Annotated in this window: 17 protein-coding genes; 7 read left to right on the top strand and 10 right to left on the bottom strand. The window is 44.0% G+C overall.

Annotated features, from left to right (window positions below; all coding sequences use genetic code 11):
• Positions 1 to 3: 3 nt before the first annotated feature.
• Positions 4 to 267 (bottom strand): hypothetical protein, encoded by a 264-nt coding sequence (locus HNR50_RS01465; protein WP_184742691.1) that lies wholly within the window; start codon positions 265 to 267, stop codon positions 4 to 6.
• Between the two features lie 101 nt (positions 268 to 368).
• On the opposite strand from HNR50_RS01465, the gene HNR50_RS01470 reads away from it, so the two are divergent.
• Both HNR50_RS01470 and mnmH read left to right on the top strand, forming a co-directional pair.
• Entirely contained in the window at positions 369 to 2,030 is a 1,662-nt protein-coding gene (locus HNR50_RS01470) for a flagellar assembly protein A (protein WP_184742693.1), read from the top strand.
• Positions 2,020 to 3,051 (top strand): tRNA 2-selenouridine(34) synthase MnmH, encoded by a 1,032-nt coding sequence (mnmH, locus tag HNR50_RS01475; protein ID WP_184742695.1) that lies wholly within the window; start codon positions 2,020 to 2,022, stop codon positions 3,049 to 3,051. The genes HNR50_RS01470 and mnmH overlap by 11 nt, the downstream gene beginning before the upstream one ends.
• On the opposite strand, the gene HNR50_RS01480 is transcribed toward mnmH, so the two are convergent.
• The 3 genes from HNR50_RS01480 to HNR50_RS22255 are packed head-to-tail and all read right to left on the bottom strand — an operon-like array spanning position 3,048 to position 6,185.
• A complete protein-coding gene (locus HNR50_RS01480) occupies positions 3,048 to 4,424 on the bottom strand; it encodes a PFL family protein (protein ID WP_184742697.1) in 1,377 nt (458 codons plus the stop codon). The two genes, mnmH and HNR50_RS01480, sit on opposite strands and share 4 nt — an antisense overlap.
• A 9-nt stretch (positions 4,425 to 4,433) precedes the next feature.
• Complete coding sequence (locus HNR50_RS01485) at positions 4,434 to 4,991, bottom strand: ACT domain-containing protein (RefSeq protein WP_184742699.1); 558 nt, start codon at positions 4,989 to 4,991, stop codon at positions 4,434 to 4,436.
• Positions 4,992 to 5,051: 60 nt separating this feature from the next.
• Positions 5,052 to 6,185: a methyl-accepting chemotaxis protein gene (locus HNR50_RS22255; protein WP_184742701.1), complete on the bottom strand. Its 1,134-nt coding sequence runs from the start codon at positions 6,183 to 6,185 to the stop codon at positions 5,052 to 5,054.
• Positions 6,186 to 6,303: 118 nt separating this feature from the next.
• Between HNR50_RS22255 and typA the strand changes: the two genes are divergently transcribed.
• Positions 6,304 to 8,127, top strand: coding sequence for a translational GTPase TypA (typA, locus tag HNR50_RS01495; RefSeq protein ID WP_184742703.1), 1,824 nt, complete (start codon positions 6,304 to 6,306; stop codon positions 8,125 to 8,127).
• 113 nt (positions 8,128 to 8,240) lie between these two features.
• Here the strand turns inward: typA and HNR50_RS01500 are convergent, their stop codons facing one another.
• Both HNR50_RS01500 and HNR50_RS01505 read right to left on the bottom strand, forming a co-directional pair.
• Positions 8,241 to 8,975 (bottom strand): hypothetical protein, encoded by a 735-nt coding sequence (locus tag HNR50_RS01500; protein ID WP_184742705.1) that lies wholly within the window; start codon positions 8,973 to 8,975, stop codon positions 8,241 to 8,243.
• 5 nt (positions 8,976 to 8,980) lie between these two features.
• On the bottom strand, positions 8,981 to 9,352 hold the full coding sequence (locus HNR50_RS01505; protein ID WP_184742707.1) for an ROK family protein: 372 nt from the start codon (positions 9,350 to 9,352) through the stop codon (positions 8,981 to 8,983).
• Positions 9,353 to 9,451: 99 nt separating this feature from the next.
• Here HNR50_RS01505 and HNR50_RS01510 point away from each other — a divergent pair, with 99 nt between their 5' ends.
• The 3 genes from HNR50_RS01510 to HNR50_RS01520 all read left to right on the top strand — a co-directional run bounded on the left by HNR50_RS01510 (position 9,452) and on the right by HNR50_RS01520 (position 13,032).
• Positions 9,452 to 10,705 carry an ABC transporter substrate-binding protein gene (locus tag HNR50_RS01510; RefSeq protein WP_184742709.1) on the top strand — a complete coding sequence of 418 codons (1,254 nt, stop codon included), beginning with the start codon at positions 9,452 to 9,454 and terminating at the stop codon, positions 10,703 to 10,705.
• A 70-nt stretch (positions 10,706 to 10,775) separates the two neighbouring features.
• Positions 10,776 to 12,359: an apolipoprotein N-acyltransferase gene (lnt, locus tag HNR50_RS01515; protein WP_184742711.1), complete on the top strand. Its 1,584-nt coding sequence runs from the start codon at positions 10,776 to 10,778 to the stop codon at positions 12,357 to 12,359.
• Positions 12,360 to 12,390: 31 nt separating this feature from the next.
• Positions 12,391 to 13,032, top strand: coding sequence for a response regulator transcription factor (locus tag HNR50_RS01520; protein WP_184742713.1), 642 nt, complete (start codon positions 12,391 to 12,393; stop codon positions 13,030 to 13,032).
• Between the two features lie 109 nt (positions 13,033 to 13,141).
• On the opposite strand, the gene HNR50_RS01525 is transcribed toward HNR50_RS01520, so the two are convergent.
• The 3 genes from HNR50_RS01525 to lepB are packed head-to-tail and all read right to left on the bottom strand — an operon-like array spanning position 13,142 to position 17,291.
• A complete protein-coding gene (locus HNR50_RS01525) occupies positions 13,142 to 14,971 on the bottom strand; it encodes a motility associated factor glycosyltransferase family protein (protein ID WP_184742715.1) in 1,830 nt (609 codons plus the stop codon).
• Positions 14,968 to 16,836, bottom strand: a complete 1,869-nt coding sequence (locus HNR50_RS01530; RefSeq protein ID WP_184742717.1) for a penicillin-binding protein — start codon at positions 16,834 to 16,836, stop codon at positions 14,968 to 14,970. Before HNR50_RS01530 ends, HNR50_RS01525 begins: the two co-directional genes overlap by 4 nt.
• A 2-nt stretch (positions 16,837 to 16,838) precedes the next feature.
• Complete coding sequence (gene lepB / locus HNR50_RS01535; RefSeq protein WP_184742719.1) at positions 16,839 to 17,291, bottom strand: signal peptidase I; 453 nt, start codon at positions 17,289 to 17,291, stop codon at positions 16,839 to 16,841.
• 57 nt (positions 17,292 to 17,348) lie between these two features.
• Between lepB and HNR50_RS01540 the strand changes: the two genes are divergently transcribed.
• Entirely contained in the window at positions 17,349 to 18,383 is a 1,035-nt protein-coding gene (locus HNR50_RS01540; RefSeq protein WP_184742721.1) for a peptidoglycan DD-metalloendopeptidase family protein, read from the top strand.
• Between the two features lie 325 nt (positions 18,384 to 18,708).
• Here HNR50_RS01540 and secA read toward each other — a convergent pair whose 3' ends face one another.
• Positions 18,709 to 21,462, bottom strand: coding sequence for a preprotein translocase subunit SecA (gene secA / locus HNR50_RS01545; RefSeq protein ID WP_184742723.1), 2,754 nt, complete (start codon positions 21,460 to 21,462; stop codon positions 18,709 to 18,711).
• Between the last annotated feature and the right edge of the window lie 8 nt (positions 21,463 to 21,470).

Raw genomic sequence — 21,470 nt, forward strand, 5'->3', positions numbered from 1 at the left:
GATTCAGAGATTCAGGTCTGCTTCTATCTCTTTAAGGTCTTCTATGGAAAAACCCGTGGAATCGGAAATGACTTGGTAATCGACGCCGGCCTGAATCAGCTTCCCGGTAGCCAATGTAAACTGTTTATCAAAATTTTCCTTCTCAAGGGCTATTCCACGGGATATGCCCTTTTTTATACCCATCTCAAGCCCTTTATTTATGCCTTCCTGATATATCTCGTTGAGATAGCGGTCCAGTTCGGGATCCTGACCTTTGTTAAAATTCATGGTGACTCCTCTGTAACACGCTTTCCGGTGCCTGAATACCTTTAGTATAGACTGTATTGCTTTTACTGGAAATAGGCAGTGAGAAAAGGTATGATGGTGGCATGGAGACACATGATCATCAGAATGACGGTAAATTTGATCTTTTCTATAAGGACGGGTACGCTCATCTCGTCGTATATCCTCCCGGAGAAAAGGGCCTTCCGGTATATCCTGAAGAAGTCAGAAGCAGAATGAAGCTTCTGGGTATACCCAGAGTCAGAATCCAGACTTTAATTGAAATCATCGAAACGGGGGCATCTCTTCCCGTCAGACTGGTTGAATGGCCTGAGGGAGTTCTTTTGTCTTCGCAGCTGACGATTACCGTCTCTGATGATTCCATGGAGGCTGAAGCTGTCATCTCGGCACCCAAACCCGGCGGAGGGGAGTTGTCTGTCCGTGATGTATTTCACGAACTGGATAAAAGGGGTATTTGCAGCGGTATAGACGAACGGATGATCAATCGCGTTCTTTCCGAAAGAATGTACGGAACCCCCTTTCTAATAGCAACAGGAAAACAACCTGTGTCCGGAAGAGAATCTATAATCGAGTTCAACTTTGAGACGGAAAGACATAAACCTTTTCAGGAACTTCAGTACGGGAGGATCAATCTCAAAGAACTCAACTTCATTCAGAATTGTCAGGTCGGCGATATCCTTGCCGAATTAAAACCTGCCGTACCAGCTGAAAACGGTTTTGATATCTTCGGAAAACGTTATGAAGCGGAAACCCAAGGTGAGCCGGCTCAGTTGAGATGCGGTAGAAACGCTAGAATCGAAGCCAACCGGATTATTGCCGAAATAAAAGGCAATGTCATACTCAATAAGGGTATTGTTGAAGTAGAGGAACTTGTAACAGTAGAAAATATCGATTATGAAACCGGTAATATCGATTTTGACGGCTCGGTAGAAGTCAAAGGGACTATTGCCGACGGTTTTACTCTGAAGGCAACAGGGGATATCCAGATCGGTAAAGCAATAGGGCGGTCCTTTGTCGATGCAGGCCGTTCCGTCATACTCAAGGCCGGTGTAAACGGGGATAAAGAAGGGAAAATCCATTGCGGAGGTAATCTTCTTTCCCGTTATATCGAAAGCTGTTCCGTCAGCAGCGAAGGTGATATTTTTGTTGAAGAAGTCGTGATGAACAGTCAGCTCGATACTCCCGGAAGCCTGATTCTCACGGGAAACCGCGCAGAATTGATCGGAGGACTGGCCATTGTCGGGAAAAAAATTCTTTGCAGAAAAATCGGGAATCTCTATGATGCGAAAACTATTCTCATTCTCGGAATCGAGCCGAAGCTGATAGAAAATTTTCAGTTGCTGAAAAAAGCTCTTGAGAATAGCAGAGAGAGACTGGATAAGCTCGATGAACAGAGAATCCAGTTGAAAACAGTCAAGCCGGCTGACAGGGAAGGTGCGGTAAAAATCCTTAAAGCTCTGGATCAGATTGAAGCGGACACACAAAAAGTCGCATCAGATATTTCCGCGAGAGCAAAAGAGCTTCAGATCTTACGGGAGAGGATTCAGCCCGATCCCAAAAGTTATATCCTGGCAGAAGACAGGGTATACAGCGGAACCCGTATCTCATTCGGTCTCCAGGATCATCCCGTACCGGATAAGGGAATTTCATCATCGGTAATCTACAGAAAAGGCAGAGACATTCTGGAGGTCGGTTACAATCGCGCCAGACCGGAATTGCCCGAGGAACTGGAACAACATGATAAATAATACAGATCTGGAAACCATTCTCCATTTGCGCAGTAATATTCCACTGATCGATGTCAGATCCCCTTGTGAATTTGAAAAAGGTCATATACCGGGAAGCCTAAATATTCCTCTCTTTACCAATGAGGAAAGAGCGGAGATAGGGACTCTATATAAAGAAGAAGGTCAGGAAAAAGCAATCGAACTGGGAGAAACCTATGCCATTCCCAGGATTGACTGGTATCTGTCCCGGGTGAAAGAAGCAAGTTCATCGGATCATGTTGCTCTATATTGTTATCGCGGGGGGATGCGGAGCGGACGTTTCAGCGAACTACTCGACAGCAGAGGATGGAATGTATCGAGATTGACGGGCGGATACAAAAGCTATCGACGCAAAGCGAAAGAGCGGTTCGCGGAAGATCTGCCACTACTCATACTCGGTGGGAAAACCGGATCCGGGAAAACTGAAGTTCTGATCGAACTGAGAAAAAAGGGTGAAGCAGTCATAGATCTGGAGGGATTGGCGAGCCATAGAGGTTCAGCTTTCGGCAATATCGGACTGGATGAACAGCCTACTACAGAACAATTTGAGAATAATCTCTATGAGAAGATTCTCGAAATCGGAGATCGAAAGCCCCTATGGCTGGAAGATGAAAGCGCCGGAATCGGTCGGATATTTCTTCCCGATGATTTATTTGCGACAATGCGCCGTTCTCCGATGGTCGTACTGGATATTCCTTCAGATATACGTGTTGAAAGACTCTGCAGGGAGTACACTCAATGGGGGAAAGAGCCTCTATTGGATGCCGTTACCCGTATTACCAGGCGTCTTGGTGGAGACAGGGCAGCAAAAGCGATTGATGCTATTGAAAAAGATAACCTCAGCGCCGCGGCATCAATCGTCCTCGGTTATTATGATAAATGTTATGACTACGGAATGAATAAAGACGGTCAGAGAATCTGCGGATCAATAAAGCTTGAGACAGGGAATCCTTCAGAAGCAGCAGAAGAACTGCTGAAACTCAAAGATTCCCTTTTCCCTTAGTTCTTAAAACTGTGAATCGGTGCGGGAATGCGGCCTCCCCAGCTGATAAATCTTTTTGACTTACCGGCGTTTCTGACAGGCATAACCGGACTGGCTCCGAAAAGTCCTCCGAAACTGACAAAATCTCCCGCTTCCATCCCGGGGACCGGGATCAGCCGGGCCGCTGTGGTTTTGTGATTGATCATTCCAAGCGCCATCTCATCGGCGATAATAGCGGCAATAGTATCACAATCTACAGAACCCGGAATGGCGACCATATCCAGACCAACGGAACAGACGCATGTCATCGATTCCAGTTTTTCGAGACAAAGAGAGCCATTGCCTACCGCATCGGCCAGGACCGAATCTTCCATAACGGGAATAAAAGCTCCGCTGAGGCCGCCAACCGTTTTGCTGGCAAAAATACCGCCTTTCTTCACGGCGTCGTTGAGCATGGCCAGAATAGCTGTCGAACCGGGCGCTCCCACATCATCGACGCCGAGGATCTGAAATATTTCTCCGACGCTGTCACCGATTGTCGGAGTGGGGGCGAGAGACAGATCGACAATACCAAACTCGATGTCCATGGCTTTGGAAACTTCCCGGCCTATCAGCTCGCCGCATCTTGTCACACGGAATGTTGTCTGTTTGATTTCTTCGGCGATCAGATCGAGTGTCAGATTTTCCCTGCCCTGTTCGTCAATAAGTCTTTCCAGGGCTCTGGCAATGACTCCCGGTCCGCTGACACCGACATTCAATACCGTATCGGCTTCTTCCAGACCGTGTATGGCTCCTGCCATAAAAGGATTATCCCCCGGCTGATTACAGAACACGACGAATTTTGCCGCCCCGAAACCATTCTGGTCCTTGGTAGCTTCTGCAATATCCTTTACGGTCTGTCCGCATATTGCCAGCGCATCCATATTAATTCCCTTCTGGCTGGTTCCCACGTTCACCGATGCGCAAACCCTTACGGTTTCTGATAGAACCCGGGGAAGGGATTTAAAATACTCTCTTTCCCATGGTGTCATCCCTTTTTCAACCTGAGCACTGAAGCCGCCTAGAATATCGATTCCCACTTCTTCAGCAGCCCGATCGAGTGCTTTTGCCATTTTCAGAAAATCCCCGCTTTTATACCCGGCACCCAAATGGGCGATAGGAGTAATGGATATCCTTTTGTTGACAACGGGAATGCCGAATTTTCGACTGATTTTGTTGCAAGTCTCTACGAAATTGCCAGCTTTGCCGGTTATTTTCTTATATATGAGGTCGCATGTTTCCTCTATATCGCTTCCCCGGCAGTCCAGAAGATTTATCCCCATCGTTACTGTTCTGACATCGAGGTTTTCTTTCTGAATCATATTGATCGTTGATAAAATGTGATCTGATTTCATAACTAATCCTTAACGTAAACTGATTTCATTAACTGTTTCAAAAAGGCTCTTGTGCTGCATAACGATAGAAAGGCCGAGGTCGCCTCCCACTTCAGCCAGATCATCATGAACTGAATCAGCGGAAAGATTGTCGGGAATTACGATATCCAGCATCATGGAATATGTATCATCGTTCAGTTTCGTTACATAACCTATGATATTGATATTTTGTTTTTTGCAGTAAGAGCCAATTGCGGCAACAAGGCCGGTTCTGTTTTTGCCCTGGGCTGTTACGACATAGATATCGCCTGTGATGTTCGAAGTGGGGACCGCACCGAAATCTACTGTTTCTTTGACAATGCAGGTCAGATCGGATTCCGTAGAAATACTGTCCATCTTTTTTGATATTTCTTCGATTGAAAGTTCGGCATCGAAATTTGCCAGAATTATCATACTGAAAAAACCGTTGAGAACTGACTGACTCATATCGGCCAGGTCTCCTTTCAGCTCATAAATGATATTGGCTATATCGGCGATAATTCCCGGTCTGTCTTTGGAGAGAACGGATATAACAATTTGTTTTTTCACCATGATACTCCTAATAGAATCAATTAGGAAAAGTTTACCCATGACAAAAAAAATTACAAGCTATTTTTTTATCGAATTAATTATGTTGTCAATTATTTCGAGAACTTCGTAGTCTTTGGCGATTAATGCATTCTCGCCCTTTTGGATCTCTGTGGAAATATGGGCGATTTTGCCCATTGCGGATTCAATGGTTCCGGATTTCTTTTTTTCTTCCAGTGTAAGTTCCCGGAGCTTTGAAATCCCTTCAAGCATAGACTGGAGCTGGGGAATCATATCCCTGGCTTCTGTTACCTGGTTTGTCAGAGTGGTGTCTATCTGCGATATCAGGTCGTTTGCCGTATCGACATCGGTTCCGATATCTGAGAAAAGCTTGATGGTTTTTCCCGTTAGCTCGCGTCCATTAATAACCCTTTTGTCCATCTCTTCGATATGGGTGGTTATTTCTTCTACTGTTTTCGCGCTGTCTTCGGCGAGTGTCCGGACTTCCGATGCTACGACGGCGAAACCTTTACCCGAATCGCCTGCATGGGCCGCCTGAATGGCAGCGTTCATAGCAAGGATATTGATCTGTGATGCAATGGAAGATATCTTCTCAAGACTCTGGCGGACAAGCTTTTCCGATTCAGCAATTTTCTCGATGGCTCTGAACGTTTCATTCATTGTCTGTCTTCCGCTTTGAAGTTTCTTGACCAGTTCCTCTGAGCTCTCTCTGCTTTCTTCAGAGCGCGATCGGATTTCACCTGTTGTCTCAATGAAATTCTGAAGATGGGGAACGGTCTCTCTGAAACTGGAAACCTGAACTTCCATGCTTTCGGTAATATTGGAAACAGTGGATACAATCGCTTTGGAAAATTCTGCCGCTTCATCAACCAGAGACATCTTTTCCTCTGTCATTTTTCCGACTTCGGCCGCCCCGTTGAGTATATCGTTAAACCCTTCTTTAACTGATATGGTTTTCTCCAGAATATCATCGAATCTATCTTGTGATTTATTTTTACCACTATCTACCTGATGCTGGAAAGCCTGAAGTTTTTCTTTTAAGATCCGGGTCATTTCCTGTCCGCTTCTGTCAGTCGTACCGGACAGGTTACTCAGTTCATTGAGGAGATTCTTGTGAGCGTTTTTACTTTTAATATAAAGAAATAAAAATACAACAGCCATTATGACCGGAATTGGTAAAACAAGATAAATCACCGATAATCCTCCAATTGTCTGATAATATTATACATGGATCCTTTTTTTTGTCAGTAATTATAACAATCAATGTTTCGCTACTTGAAGGGGCGGGCTGTGGGGTGGTATACAACTGATAATGAATATGAAAAGTAATGATAATGTAAGAAATATCGCTATAATTGCACATGTCGATCATGGAAAAACTACACTGGTTGACGCAATGTTCCGTCAGAGTGGATTGTTCCGCGAAGGACAGGAAGTTGATGAGAGACTTATGGACAGCATGGATCTCGAAAAAGAGAGGGGCATTACAATTGCTGCCAAGAACTGTTCCATAAACTGGAAAGGAGTGAAAATCAATATCCTCGACACTCCGGGTCACTCAGATTTCGGTGGTGAAGTGGAAAGAGCTCTGTCCATGGTTGATGGAGTCATTCTCCTGGTCGATGCATCGGAGGGGCCTCTTCCCCAGACCCGATTCGTACTGGATAAAGCTCTTCAGTCCAAGCTGCCAGTCATAGTCGTCCTGAACAAGATAGACCGTCCCGACGCCCGCCCGGCGGAAGTCCTCGATGAAGTATACAGTTTGCTGATCGATCTCGATGCCGATGACGAGCAGCTTGAATGTCCTGTCCTGTATGCGATCGGGAAGGACGGGGTTGTCATGAAGACTCCTGAGGAAAGAGGCCTCAACCTCGATATTCTTATGGATACGATTCTTGAAGCCGTACCAGGACCTCAGTATGATGAAAGCAAGCCCTTTCAGATGCTTGTTTCGGATTTGAGTTACTCCGATTATCTCGGTCGCCTGGCCATAGGCAAGGTTATTAACGGATCTGTCAAAGCGAAGGAATCTCTCTCCTGCGTAAAAGAAGGAGGCAGAATCGTTCCTTTGAAAGTGTCGAAGATTCAGGTCTATAACGGTACGGTTCTGGCTGATGCCGAAAATGTCGAAACCGGTGATATTGTCGTCCTCTCAGGAATTGATGATGTCAACATCGGCGACACGATCTGCCATAGTGAAAAGCCTGAAGCCCTGCCGAGACTTTCTGTTGATGAGCCCACCGTATTTATGAAGTTTACTAAAAATACGTCTCCTCTATCCGGACTTGAAGGGAAGAATGTTCAGGCGACAAAGATTTACGAGAGACTCGTTAAGGAAACTCTTCTCAATGTTTCCATGCAGGTCGAAAGATCGGAAAACCAGGATGATTTTATCGTAAAAGGCCGCGGCGAGTTCCAGATGGCCATTCTCATTGAAACGATGAGGAGAGAAGGGTTTGAGCTTTCCGTCGGACGTCCCCAGGTTATATATAAAGACGTGGATGGCCAGAGAATGGAACCTATCGAAAATCTGGCTATTGATTGCGCTGAGGAATACAGCGGAGCCGTAACGGAAAAGCTTCTCAAGAGAAAAGGACGGCTCTCCGCAATGACTTACGAACAGAGCGGAAGGGTTAAAATCGAGTTCTCTGTTCCCTCCCGATCGCTTATAGGCTATCGCGATGAGTTTCTCACCGATACGCGGGGAACGGGAATCATGAATTCCCTTTTTGCCGGATATGAGAAATACAGAGGTGATTTTATTACGAGAAACACCGGCTCTCTTGTGGCGGACAGAACCGGTAAGGCTATTCCCTATGCTCTTTTCAACCTCGAACCGAGAGGGAAATTATTTGTTCTGCCCGGTGATGATGTCTATGAAGGGATGATTATCGGCGAATATAATAAAGAAGGCGATCTGAACGTCAATGCCTGTAAAGCGAAGAACCTTACCAATGTCAGGGCATCCGGGAAAGATGATGCCGTTACGCTGACACCTGTCATACCCATGACTCTGGAGCAGGGACTGCAGTTTATTGCCGAAGACGAAATGCTTGAAGTGACTCCAACCAAAATCAGGTTGAGGAAAGCGGTCTTGTCTGCACAGGACAGGAAAGTTCTCGGGAAACGCAAATAAACAGACAGATCGTAAAAACTGAGAATATTCAGTAACTTTCTTGTGAAGCAACTGAAAATAAGCTTAAAAAAATCCCCCGTGATTCTCTGCGGGGGATTTTTATTGCCTGAGTTCTACATGGAATAGATCCCCTGAAGAGCCCTTTCAGCAAGAACGGCGGCTCCCGCCAGATTCGCGTTGGCTCCTTTCTCATCGAGAATGGATGGGCGAAGATAGTTGAGATAACCCATTTTACCCAGAAGTCTCTGCGCTGAAGGTCCGAAATAGGGAAGAGCATAGCTCGGCTTTCCGCCAAGACAGATGGGAACATCTTTGGCCAGTCCGTCTATTTCAGCCTGTTTCAGCATGGTTCTGGCTGCTTCAGCCAGAAGCTTCCCGTATAACCTGTCCGTATTGACAGCAGATTCGACGCGCATCCGGGAAAGTTTGCTGATATGCTGACCGGCGATAGCCGGGTCCGTCATTTCCCTGGCTTCGTGAATATCGAGAAACTGCTGGTAAAAATCATCATTTCCGACGATAGCTCTAAACAGGCGGCATCGACCGGGTCCCGATAGGAGCAATTCTGCCCGGACCGTATCGGGATTTCCCGATGGACCGGATTCGTAGGTTTCGGGAAGCTCTTCGTCTCGCAGATTAAGTTCAAAAAGTTCAAAGGAAGCGTTCACTTCTCTGAAAAAGCTTTTCAACTTCCATTTGTCCAGGCCGATAGCGTATCCCGGTTCATTGGTCAGATGAAGGGAACGGTCCTTTCCGTCCCAGTCGTGCGCGGGGAATCGGACATTTCCTTCTCTGTCTATCCAGGCGCCTCCCCAGCCGCCTCCGAAGACCCAATAGAGAAGTTCCATTCTCATTATACTCCATTCGGCCAGAGCTCCAACGTTGGCGTCATTATCAATGGATACGGTAAGGAGAAAGCATCGGCAAGAGCTTTCTTAATGTTGTGGCCGTTGTATTGAGGGCAATTCTGAAAAAGCTGAAAGGAACCATCGCGCTTCAGAATTCCTGCAGCGGAGATACCGATGGCCAGAGTATGGTATTTTTTCCCGCTATCAGTCAGCTGATTCAACTTATCCACTATGTTGGAGGCAAAGTCTTCAAAATCATCAGCATATTTGTGGAGCGGCATCAGTTCTTCGGTAATAAGCTCTCTCTCGAGATCAAACAAACCGATTTTGGTTCCTCTACCGGCTCCGATATCCAGTGCAATATATATGTCTTTCATATGGATTGAGTATAACAGCAGCCGCTCGAGTGGTAAAGGATTTAACTTTGCCTGGAAGGGAATACCCATTGCGTCTAAAATAAAGATAGAGGTGAAATAATGATGAGAAATCGGAATGTAATAAAAACCGCCATAGTGTTTCTATTAGTGCTGACTTTTATCTCCTGTTACAAGAAAGAGACTATTGCTGGAAAAAACAGACCTGTTACTCTTGTTATTTCTTCCCGTCTTTACACTCCTTTGTCAGAACAGAAATTCCTTTACGATGAAATCTTTCCGTCATTTGAAGAAGAAAACAATGTCGTTGTTAAATTTGAAATTCTGGATGATGATATTTTACTCGACAGAGCCTTCCAGCAGAAAGAAACCGGTCGCATAACTTCTGATGTCGTCATTGTTCATAACAGCCGGATGAAGGAATGGGTTGATGGTGATCTCGTGGAAATATTGCCTGTGGAAGAATGGAAAAGCCGAACTTTTTCACAGGCCTTCACAACTTATCTCGTATATGGCGGGAAAACATATTTTGCCCCTGTGGGTGGAGATGTCTATCTTCTTCTTGCAAACAGAAAAGCTCTTCAATACCTGGATAGTACAGTCGAAATACAGAATCTGACATGGAGCGGATTTGCCGACTGGTCACAAAAAATAAAGAGTGGCGAAGGTTCGGGAAAAGTCGCCGTAACCGGAGTCCCCCAGAAAAACTTTATATACTTTTTCGGGGCCATGGTTCTCTCCTACGGGGGAGGTTTTCCTATAGTGAGAAGCTATGAAGCGAATCAATGCTGGAACATCCTCGCATCTATGTCGGACACTTTCTTCCCCGGAGTTCTCTCCTGCGACAATGTCTCTCTACCAATGAAAAACGGAGAAGCCTGGCTTGCTGTGGCGCATATGGCGCGAATAGGAGAGGCTTACAGGCAGAATCCCGATGATTATATTATCGCCCCTGCACCACGGGGACCTTCGGGAATAGGATCAATAGCCGGCACAAGCGGTTTCGCCGTTTTAAAAGGTGCGGAAAACAAAGACATGGCTTTCCGTTTTATCGAATATATGACCAGACCGGAAATCGCAGTGAAAGTGGCAAGAGGCACAGGGGGATTTCTTCCTCCCATAAATGAAGCTATTGAAGAACTGGGCAATACACCAGCCGATACTGTTATCAAAACCGGAATCGAAGTTCTCCAGAACGGAGTTGTTTCCGGGGTTCCCGGAAGTTCATACACATCATGGGGCGATGTCAAACAGATTTATGATGATCTCTTCAGTGAAATGATCCTGAATCGGGGGACTGTCGATGACACCTTACTTCATAAAGCAGAAGAGAGGCTCGAAGCCCTGAGGAAATAAGAGCCATTCTTTACTGACTCATCTATTCGCGGTATACTCAAATGACAAAAATTCTCAGCAAAGGTGAGTCATGGCATTCAATAAAATCTTTACCAGAGAGAACATTCTGAATCTTTTATTCGAATTGTTCCTATTGTCTTTGAGCGGATTAATTTTCGCATTATCTTTTCCCAGTTTTCTCAATCGCTGGGGTCTTTTCCCTTTGGCATTTATCTCTCTAATTCCGGTTTTCATCGTAGTTCATCGAATCGGTTTCATTAAATCTATAATATACGGAGCCTATTTCGGATATTTCAGTTATTCGCTGTTCAATTTCTGGCTTGCTACTTTTGACCCCATGGCTTTTGTAGTTGTTCCCATTATTTATGCCTCCTATTTTCTGGTTCTTTTTCCCCTTTTGAAATTAGCCGATAGGCTTTTCCCGGCAAAGGGGTTTATTCTTCAGATTTTCCTTTGGCTTTCCTATGAATTTCTCAGGACAAAGGGCTTTCTCGGCTATTCTTATGGTGTGCTTGGTTATACGCAATACAACTTTCTATCGCTCATAGGTATAGCTGATATCACCGGCGTAGCAGGCGTTACCTTTATTGTTATTTATCCGTCAATTATTATTGGAAACGCTCTGAAAGAAGGGATTGCCCATTTTAAAAAGACCTGGAGAGAGTGGTTAAGACCTTCTGTAATCTGGTTTTCGCTTTTCATCCTTTTCAATATTTATGGACTTGTATCAAAAGTTAATTATGATGACACGCCGAAGTGGAGACCTGCACTGATTCAGCATAATATAAACTCCTGGCGTTCGGGAATTGAAGTTTTTGAAGAAGCGCTTGATAAGCTATTGGAAATTTCCAATGAGGCTCTGGAAGAGAAGCCCGATGCTCTTATCTGGTCTGAAACGGCTTTTGTTCCTTCAATCGATTATCATCTGAGGACAAGAGTGGACAGAAGGCGGGTGGAACTGATTCACAAGCTTTTTGATTTTATGGATCAGACTGATGTCCCTCTTTTTCTCGGGAATAATGATCTCTTTTATTTCGGCGATAAAAGGGTCAATTACAATTCTGTTTTTCACTATGAAAAGGGAGAGCTTCAGGGAAAGTATTACAAAACCCATCTGGTTCCCTTTACCGAACATTTTCCCTATGAAAATATCTTCCCTGGAATATATCAGAAAATTCTTGATTTAAAGGTAAACTTTTACGGAAAAGGGGATGAATACACCTTGTTCGAACAGGACGGCATAAAGCTGGCACCTCTTATCTGTTTTGAAGATACATTCGGTTATCTTTCAAGGGAATTTGTTTTAAGGGGCGGGGATATTTTAATGAATCTTACAAACGATTCCTGGTCCGATGAGTATGCCTGCAATATTCAGCATATGGGGATTGCTGTATTCCGGACAATAGAAAACAGGAGATCCATGATTCGTTCTACAACCGGAGGATTTACGACCGTTATAGATCCGAACGGAAAAAGAATCGCAGAACTGGAGCCTTTTACAGAAGGTTATCTGATTTCAGATGTTCCTGTTTATAATGAGCGAACGACTATTTATACAAAATTCGGGAACTGGTTGGATATTCTCTCGATTATCCTGTCTTTTTCCGGCATCGCATTAGGTATTCTGCTTAAAATCAAAGGTAAAAAACATTGATAATACATCGTTGTGATGTTATTATTCCTGTATGATCACATTTCTCATTGCTTCTGATTACAACTTTATGCAGGATTATATTAAATCTTTAATTGACCTTAAGTGCGACATGACTTCTGCTGCTTGCTCTTGTTCCTACAAAGCAATCAGCAGAAGTTCCGAACTACTGAAACCGCAATTCGTCCTTGTGGATCTTATGGATGATTATGAGAGCAGATTGAAGCTGATCCGTAAACTGAAAAAAACTTTCCCATCTACATTTGTTATTGCTCTTTCTGATTCAGTTGATAGAAATAAATTTATTGAAGTCTTTCGTGCCGGTTCAGATGGTTATCTGACAAAAGAAGCTGCATTTAACGAATTATTCCGATGCGTATTTACAATTATGCAGGGAGAAAAATATCTTTCACTGGCTGTCATAAACAATTTTCTCGATTATATGATAGAAACTCCTCATCTGGATAAGAGAAGACCCGATCTGATTACCAATAGGGAAAAAGAGCATATTTCCTATATCGCGGAAGGGCTTAATCCCAAAGAGATCGCTTACAAAATGAAAATCAGTAAAAAGACTGTAGATAACTATAGAAACAGGATAATGAATAAACTGAAGCTGAACAGCATAGCTGATATTGTGAAATACGCCATTCGGGAGCAAATTGTCACCATTTGAAAAAAAAAGGGTTCTGCAGGCCCTGGACGTCGACACCTGCAAAACCGCATCTTCGTAGTACAATCTTCGAAAGACTATGATTATCATTATTAAAATCGGTATGATAGAATTATTCTTGAGAAATTTTTGTATTTTTTAAAGCTTTTTGCAGTAGTTCCCTATGAAAACCAATCGATTGATTCAGTTCTTCATAAAGAGAAATGGAATTGTTAATTGTCTGTTCAGGTGTCGGGGATTTTTTTTCGCCGAGTAGATCCGTTATGAAATTCTGTAGTATAAATGCGGCAATTTCTTTTCCGCTCTGGTTAATAATTGCGGCATCGATTTTATTCAGTTCTGTTAGGATTCTACTGATTTCGTGACCTTTTTTGAAATTTTCTTCCAATTTGTGGCAAAGCTGAAGCCCCCTGTCTGCGAGTTCATGTAACGATGACAAATTTTCAATGAGGGATTCTATAGATTTAATGAGTTCACTGTATAAACCGGGGGAAGGTTCTATCTGACCGGCTTCATTAAGTTTCAAATCAATTTCCATGCGATTAATCGGTTTTTTTAAAGCTTCAGCTAGAGTTGAGAATCCCATACCCCTGATTTTTATCCCTTTTTGCGAAATGTTAAAGGATTGTAAAACCGGGTATTTTTCCATTTGCTCTTCAAACCAGCGAACATAGAGATTCATTCTCCTGTCTGTCCAGGTTAATCCTCCGTCATTGGCCTCCACTTTGTGGAGCCCGGCATCGATCAAAGCGTGCCAGGAAAAATCCTCAGCAGGTCTATGTCTTTCAGAGAGCCAATGCACTCTCTGTTCAAAAAAACTGCCGCGGCAATGAGTCTGTTTATCAGGAAATCCCAGATCAAGCCCCGCACACCAGATTTCGCTGGCGCCTATGATTCTGCAGAAATCCCAGGCGGCAGTCGCAACAGAACCACCGGCTTTGAGCTTTCCCTTCAGTTCAGTGTTTTCCTCCAGATAAAGCCCTAGGGGAAAAGAAGATGAGCTGAGGAATTTTTTCCCTTTTATCTGTCTGAAGACCGAGGGGAAAGTTGAAGTATCTGAAATCAGAATTGACTGATCGGTCGGACATCGGTCCATGTGGCGGCTATTCCAGTACTGCGGGTCCGCTACGACAATAAAATCAGGTTCCACATTCTCCTTCAGGCATGCTCTTAAAGCTGTATCAACGGCGACGAGTATAAATCTCTCTTTCAACTTTTCCAGGTAGGGGAGTATGGTGTCAAGAGAGGGCCCTGCAGCGATAAGCAGTGCGGGAAGACCGTCAAATAAATGATCAAGCGACCGGATTCCCGGCACTTCAGCCAGTAAGTGAGCATTTTCAGACAAATTTCGCAACCATAATTTTCCGAAGCGCTTAAGGGTACTGAGATTGACTTCCTTCCGGGATATATAGTTTCCGACTTTATTGCGGAGTGAATCATAGTAGTTCTGTTTGTAATCATAGAGCGAACGAGTGATAATGATCTGAACCAATTTCCCGGGAAACTGCTCCAGAATTGCTAACACGTTGTCAGGTTCACTATCAATGAGAAAAATAATCCGTCCGCAATTGATTAAATGACGTAGATCCCGTAAACACATGGCATGATAGAAGAGCTTTATATCAGGTTCGACAATAATGAGAATTTCATCTTCTGTTAATTCAAGTAACGCTTCCGAGTGATACCCCAATCCGAAACCGCCTTGAATATAGATCGAAGCGTCACCGGAAAGCTGATTTTCAATAAACCTGTAACTTTCCTTTTGAGGATCAAAGCGGGAATGTATCAGCTGACCATTAATTTCTATAGTCGGACATCCGGTTCGGGAAACAGAGGTCTTATAGTCATCAATCGTTAGAGTCTCTGAATAATCTTTTAAAAAGTGGGAAAGCGAAGGAAAATGAATATCGAGAGCATGGAGATTATCGGCAAGAATACTCATTTGAATTCCACGTAGACAGTCATACCATCTTTGATTTCCCTATCCGGACCGGGGGGGGGGAACTGAAAAACAACCCAGCCTTCTCCTTTCAGGTTCCCCTGCAGATTATGTTTTTTGAGGAAATCGAGAACAGCTCTTTTGGAGTAACCTGTCATATCGGGCATGGAACCGTCAGGCGAATTTAATTCCGGTTTTGTAAGCCTCAGATTCGTCGTGTGAATGAAAGTCTGTGTCGTTTTAAGATCGAGCCCCATGATGGGAATGAGTTCTTCCGCCAGCTCCTTGACAAGAGGAGAACCGATACGACCTCCGTAGGTATAATCGCCCATTGGTCTGTCTATGACGATATATACGATGATTTCAGGATCTTCGGTAGGAAATATGGCCAGAATGGACCCGAGATATTCTGTCGTTGAATATTTACCCGTTTCCTTATCAGGTATCTGGGCGGTACCGGTTTTAGCGGAAATATTAAATCCTTCGATCCTGGCCCTCCTGGCAGTTCCCTCCTCGGTAACTTTCTGCATCATATGCAGAACCGAGTCAGCCACTTCGGGAGACAGCACTTCTCTGACAGGTTCCTTTCCGTACTCTTTGATTACGGTTCCGTCAGGAGCGACGACTTTTTTTACAATGTGTGGTTTCAGTAGAATCCCGCTGTTGGCAAAAACGGTTGCTGCTGTAATAACCTGAATAGCTGACACACCGATTTCCTGACCGAAAGATATGGTCGGCTTAGTTCGAAGAGACCATTTTTCCGGCTCAAAAAGTATCCCGCTCGATTCTCCGTTTAAGGGAATCCCGGTTGTCTGGCCGAAACCGAAATTTTTAAGCATATTGTAATAATCCCGTGAATCGACAGTTTCGGACATATATGACACGCCGACGTTGCTGGAGTATACGAGTGTTTTTTCAGCATTGAGAACTCCGTAACTTCCCAGGTCGGTAATCGGTGTAATCTTGTTTTTTTTGAAGAATTCCGGATTATACCCACCGGTCGTATCAAATGTATCCTCTGTCGTTATGCCGCCCAGTTCAAGAAATGAAGCTACTGAAAAAATCTTGAAAACCGAACCCGGTTCATAGGCGTAGGAGACGGGTTGATTCTCTCTTTCCTGACGGGAGTACTGTTGAAAATTATTGGGATCGAAGGAGGGGACGGAAACATAACTCAGCAGATCTCCCGTTTTAGCTTCCATCACAAGAATCATAACTTTTTCAGCTTTATTTTCCACATAAGCCTTTCGGGCAATTTTCTCCGTGATGTACTGTATATTCGAATCAATAGTCAGATAGACCTGGTTCCCGTATTGAATATCCCGGGATGATGAAATGACAGGGGGAGAGAGGATGCTGTTGAATTTGTATTCGATACCTTCCAGTCCCACATTGTCTGTACCGGTATAGCCGATCACATGAGACGCCAGTTCTTTTTCGGGATAGTTCCTCCCGTATTCGGGACGGATAGAAATCCCCTTCAACTTTCCTTCGCCGATCAGCTTTTTTATTTCCGAAGTCTCGGTTGGAGAAATTTTCCTTTTGATATACAGGAAATTGCTCGGTCCGGTTCCTGTCAGCTGGTTATACACCGTCTCATATGTCACACCGGATAATATCTGAGAAAGCAAACGTGCCACGGATTCGGGGGATTCGACACTGGGCAGCCATGCTTCTACCGAGTTTAGTTCTGTCTGGAGAGCCAGAAGTCTTCCGTTCCTGTCCAGGATGGGGCCCCGTTCAACTTCGGGAAACGAAACGCTTGACGAATCGGGCGAAGGAGTCAGCATCAGATATCCGTACCGGCCGAGAATGGTAAGAGACGTGGCAATCAGAAGTGTAAAAAAAACTTTAAAACGTTTTTCCATTATTAAAAAAGAAGAACTTTTCCTTTGATGTTGTTAATAGTTACCGGACCGTAGTCTCTTGAATCATGAGAATTAAATATATTGTCTCCCAAAGCAAAAAACATATTATCAGGGATAAACTCCAGATTGGAGAGCAGATGAGATTGTCTCACTGTCAGCGGCACATTGCCGTCCGGTGTTATCAGTATGCCGTTGCGTATCGTGACGGGATCTCCGGGAGAGAGGAGGAATCGCTTGACGACAAGGCGATTATCCTCTGGATTTTCAAAAACTACAATGTCGCCCCTATGCAGCGTCCTGTTTCGTACGGCTATGATTTTCTGTCCGTTTAGCAGGAGAGGCTCCATAGAGTTCTCTCTAACCTGGTAAACATTAAAAAATCTCAGGCAGAAAAAAAGGACAGCAATTGATGCCAGAAGAAAAAAAGTTAACTGCCGGGAAATTGTGTACATCATAATTAAAACAATATTAATACAGCCTCGATAAATTGTCGATACACAACATAGAGTATTATGGTTGTATCAGCAGAGAGTCAGAAAATTAACAGAAAAAACTCAAAGGGACAGGTGCGTTATTTCTCATCCTTTTCAGTAAGAAAAACATCGGTACCTCTCTATATAATTCCCTTTATCAGTGCTTTGCTCTTTTTTTCCGTCATTCTGAATTTTATCGAAGTCCTGTGGCAGAGAAACGAGCCTCACTATAATATTGAGCATCTTATTTTACCGGGAGAAAAAAGCGGCATTCCCGAAGAAAACAGACTCATGAAAGCCGCTGCTCCCTTTTACAAACCATCTGATGGCTACCTGATGGAAAAAAATGACGGGATTCAGGTTTCGGAATATACCTTGAGAGAAGGGGACCGTTTTTCAATTATAGCGGGAAAATATAACGTCAGTCTCGATACATTAATATCTATTAATAATCTGTCGGAAAATTCCATTGCAGAAGAAGGTCTGGTTATTAGAATTCCCGATAAATCAGGCATATTCCACAAAGTCGTCAAGAATGATACATTGATTTCTATCGCTGAAAAATACAATCTGGATATAATGACGCTCCAGGATGCCAACAATCTCATTTCCACGGTAATCAGAATTGGTCAGAATCTTTTTATACCCGATGGTACATTGCCTGATGATACAAAAGAAAAGATAATAGGCAGCAGATTCATAATTCCCGCAGAAGGTGCAGTTAAGAATAATTATGGTGCTTATCTCGATCCCGTAACAGGACTAAAGTATTATAATTACGGAATCGATATTGTAAATAAGAAGGGTACACCCGTTTATGCCGCAAAAAGCGGAATTATAGGGAACACATCCTATAATGCATATTACGGACGTGTCATTCAGTTGAATCACAGTGATTCCATGCAGACCATTTTCAGCTGCCTGGACAGCATTGTCGTCAAGCCCGGTGATAAAGTGGAGAGAGGTGATCTTCTCGGATATATGGGAAACAGTGGTTTCAGAGCCGGAGAACATCTTCAATTCTCTATTTTCAAAAATAAAGAAGATGTTGATACATTGGAATTTATATTTTAAAATATGGTATTCAATTAAGAGAAAGAATACTACAAAAGGAGAAAGATGTGCGCAAACTCATGTTCTTTCTAATTGGTTTATTAGCTGTTTTCAATCTTATAAGTGCTTATGCCAGTTATAACAACGAGAAATACGAAGCTTTGGAAGATTCAGGCCGTTCCGAAATAGTACAGGAATTGGGAAATAGCCAAACATGATCGAATAGAGGGAAAGTCATTCTTTCTTGATATTTTTGATTCAGACAAGAGTTGCTCAGGCAACTCTTTCTTTATAAAAAGACAAGGGACAATCAGTCTACTGCCCCTTATATTTCAATAGAACCGAATCAGGCTCCGCAGCATTTTTTATATTTCTTACCGCTTCCGCATGGGCATGGATCGTTTCTCCCCACTTTGGGTTCGTTCCTCTTCACCTGTACGGCTGCTCCGCTGGCTTCAGCCCTTTCTTTGTTTCTGAGGGCTCCGAAGGAGCCGATAGCCTTGTGATCGGCCTGTGCCGGTGCTATCCTCTGTCTCGCCCGGGCCTGTACAGGATCCCTTTCTTTTCGAATTTTGACCTTGAATACTTTTCTTGTAACGGCGATTTTCACGTCTTCATTCAGCTGACTGAAAATTTCAAAACCTTCCCGTTTGTATTCGGCAAGAGGATTTTTCTGAGCGTACGATCTGAGGGATACCGCTTCTCTGAGAGCATCAAGATTTTCCAGGTGCTCCTGCCATTTCAAATCGAGATTTCTCAGATAATCAAAAGTCACAAATTGCTTAATCTGATCATGACCGACTGTCTGTATCTTATCTTCCATTTCTGTTTTAAGATCTTCTAGAACCTTTTTCTCCAGATCTTCGACAGAAAGTGACATCAGCTCTTCAGAGGTCTCGTCGGGAATATAAAAGAAATTATTTTTCAGTCGCTCCATAAGCCGGAAAAGAGCGTCTTCTTTCTTTTCGTGTTTCAGATCAGATTTGTAATCGTTGAAAAGAATCGAATTGATTTCGTAGCCCGTTTCGACGATCTCCTCAAGCAATGAACTGCTTGTAAGAATATTGTCCCTCAGTTCATAAATAAAATTTCTCTGAGTATTGAGGACATCATCATAATCGAGAAGGTGTTTTCTGATTTCGTAGTTTCTGTCTTCAACACGGCTCTGGGCACGTTCAATCGATTTGTTTATAAGATTATGATAAATCGGTTCTCCGCCTTCCATTCCGAGACGGCCCATAAGGCTCTTAAAGCGCTCGCCGCCGAAAAGCCTCATAAGAGTATCGTCAAGAGAAATATAGAACTGCGAATGCCCCGGGTCACCCTGACGTCCCGAACGGCCACGGAGCTGATTATCGATACGTCTGGACTCATGTCTTTCCGTTCCAATAACGTACAGTCCTCCGAGATCCTTGATCTCCTGATTATCCTTACGCCACTGAGGCAATTCCTTTTCCACGGCTTCGCGAAATTGTTCGGGCGAAGCATCGGTACCGACTTTTTTGCGAACCCGCATGTCAAGGTTCCCGCCAAGCTTGATGTCAGTACCGCGTCCGGCCATGTTCGTCGCAATGGTAACGGAACCCTTTGCTCCGGCTTCACCGATTATCAGAGCTTCTCTGTGGTGATTTTTCGCATTAAGTATTTCATGTCTGATACCGCGTTTTCTCAGCAAAGCGGAGAGAACTTCGGATTTCTCGACGGAAACTGTACCTACGAGAATAGGCTGGCCGGTTTTGTGTATCCGTTCGATATCATCACAGATAGCATTGAATTTGAATTGTTCGTTCAGGTAGATGACATCATTGTCATCGAGTCTTTTAACCGGTCTGTTTGTCGGAATGACGATAACATCGAGATTATAAATCTTGGTAAACTCTCTGGCTTCCGTATCGGCAGTACCGGTCATACCGGAGATTTTATCGTACATTCGGAAATAGTTCTGAAACGTAATGGAAGCCAGCGTCCTGTTCCGTTTGGCTATTTTAATATTTTCCTTGGCTTCTATCGCCTGATGAAGGCCTTCGGAATAACGTCTACCGTGAAGGACGCGGCCGGTGAACTCATCGACTATCTGAACCTGATTGTCCTGGATCACATAATCCACATCGAGATGGAAGAGATGGTGAGCTTTCATGGCCTGTGTGATGTAGTGAATCCATTCGAAGTTCTGCTCGTCAAAAAGTGAACCCTGAATCTCATTTCTCTTCAGCAGCTCTTCTTCTATATGGTTCATTCCCTCATCGGTAAAAACGACTCTTTTGCTTTTTTCATCGAGCTTGTAATCTCCCGGAGGCTGCTCTTTCGAAAGAGGGTCATCGAGCGGGTAGTCTCCCGTAGCCGGATCTTTCTCACACTCTTTAAGCTTTTTTATCATCTGATCGGCGGTTTTGAATTTTCCGGTAGCTTCGTCAACGGCTCCGGATATAATTAGCGGCGTTCTCGCTTCGTCAATCAGAATGGAGTCGATCTCATCGATTATACAGTAATGATGATGTTTCTGAGCTTTTTTGCTGAAGTCCCAACGCATATTATCGCGGAGATAGTCGAAACCGAATTCATTATTGGTTCCGTAAGTAATGTCTTTACTGTATTCAATCTGTCTGGCTTCTGGGTCCATATTAGAGAGAATGGCACCGACAGTCACTCCGAGATAGGAGAAGACGGGATCCATCCACTGGGCGTCACGTTCGGCTAGATAGTCGTTGACCGTTACGACGTGGACTCCTTTGCCTTCTAGGGAGTTGAGGTAGGAGGCGGCCACACTCGACAGAGTTTTACCTTCTCCTGTTTTCATTTCCATGATTTTTCCCTGGTGGAGGACAATCCCCCCGAGGAGCTGGACATCGTATGGCCGTTCGCCCAGGGTTCTCCTGGCAGCTTCTCTGGCCAGGGCAAAAGCTTCCGGCAGAAGATCGTCGGTTGTTTCCCCTTTGGATATTCTCTCTCTGAATTCGGCTGTCTGCAGAGGGAACTGTTCCTTTTTAAGGGACATAGCCCAGGATTCTTTTTCATTTATTTTGTGAAGTATCGGGATAAGCTTTTTGAGATCCCGTTCGTGTTTTGAACCTACAAGGGCTGTAACTATCTTTTCTAACATGGTTAGAA

The sequence above is a fragment of the Spirochaeta isovalerica genome, assembly GCF_014207565.1.
Classification (GTDB): Bacteria; Spirochaetota; Spirochaetia; order DSM-2461; family DSM-2461; genus Spirochaeta_F; species Spirochaeta_F isovalerica.

What these genes read in the sequence shown, in the direction of transcription:
- HNR50_RS01520 (WP_184742713.1), top strand. Translation starts at nt 12,391, where the DNA reads ATGATCACATTTCTCATTGCTTCTGATTACAACTTTATGCAGGATTAT.
- HNR50_RS01525 (WP_184742715.1), bottom strand. Translation starts at nt 14,971, where the DNA reads ATGAGTATTCTTGCCGATAATCTCCATGCTCTCGATATTCATTTTCCT.
- HNR50_RS01510 (WP_184742709.1), top strand. Translation starts at nt 9,452, where the DNA reads ATGATGAGAAATCGGAATGTAATAAAAACCGCCATAGTGTTTCTATTA.
- HNR50_RS01530 (WP_184742717.1), bottom strand. Translation starts at nt 16,836, where the DNA reads ATGGAAAAACGTTTTAAAGTTTTTTTTACACTTCTGATTGCCACGTCT.
- HNR50_RS01540 (WP_184742721.1), top strand. Translation starts at nt 17,349, where the DNA reads ATGGTTGTATCAGCAGAGAGTCAGAAAATTAACAGAAAAAACTCAAAG.
- typA (WP_184742703.1), top strand. Translation starts at nt 6,304, where the DNA reads ATGAATATGAAAAGTAATGATAATGTAAGAAATATCGCTATAATTGCA.
- HNR50_RS01480 (WP_184742697.1), bottom strand. Translation starts at nt 4,424, where the DNA reads ATGAAATCAGATCACATTTTATCAACGATCAATATGATTCAGAAAGAA.
- HNR50_RS01465 (WP_184742691.1), bottom strand. Translation starts at nt 267, where the DNA reads ATGAATTTTAACAAAGGTCAGGATCCCGAACTGGACCGCTATCTCAAC.
- secA (WP_184742723.1), bottom strand. Translation starts at nt 21,462, where the DNA reads ATGTTAGAAAAGATAGTTACAGCCCTTGTAGGTTCAAAACACGAACGG.
- mnmH (WP_184742695.1), top strand. Translation starts at nt 2,020, where the DNA reads ATGATAAATAATACAGATCTGGAAACCATTCTCCATTTGCGCAGTAAT.
- lnt (WP_184742711.1), top strand. Translation starts at nt 10,776, where the DNA reads ATGGCATTCAATAAAATCTTTACCAGAGAGAACATTCTGAATCTTTTA.
- HNR50_RS01470 (WP_184742693.1), top strand. Translation starts at nt 369, where the DNA reads ATGGAGACACATGATCATCAGAATGACGGTAAATTTGATCTTTTCTAT.
- lepB (WP_184742719.1), bottom strand. Translation starts at nt 17,291, where the DNA reads ATGATGTACACAATTTCCCGGCAGTTAACTTTTTTTCTTCTGGCATCA.
- HNR50_RS01505 (WP_184742707.1), bottom strand. Translation starts at nt 9,352, where the DNA reads ATGAAAGACATATATATTGCACTGGATATCGGAGCCGGTAGAGGAACC.
- HNR50_RS01500 (WP_184742705.1), bottom strand. Translation starts at nt 8,975, where the DNA reads ATGGAACTTCTCTATTGGGTCTTCGGAGGCGGCTGGGGAGGCGCCTGG.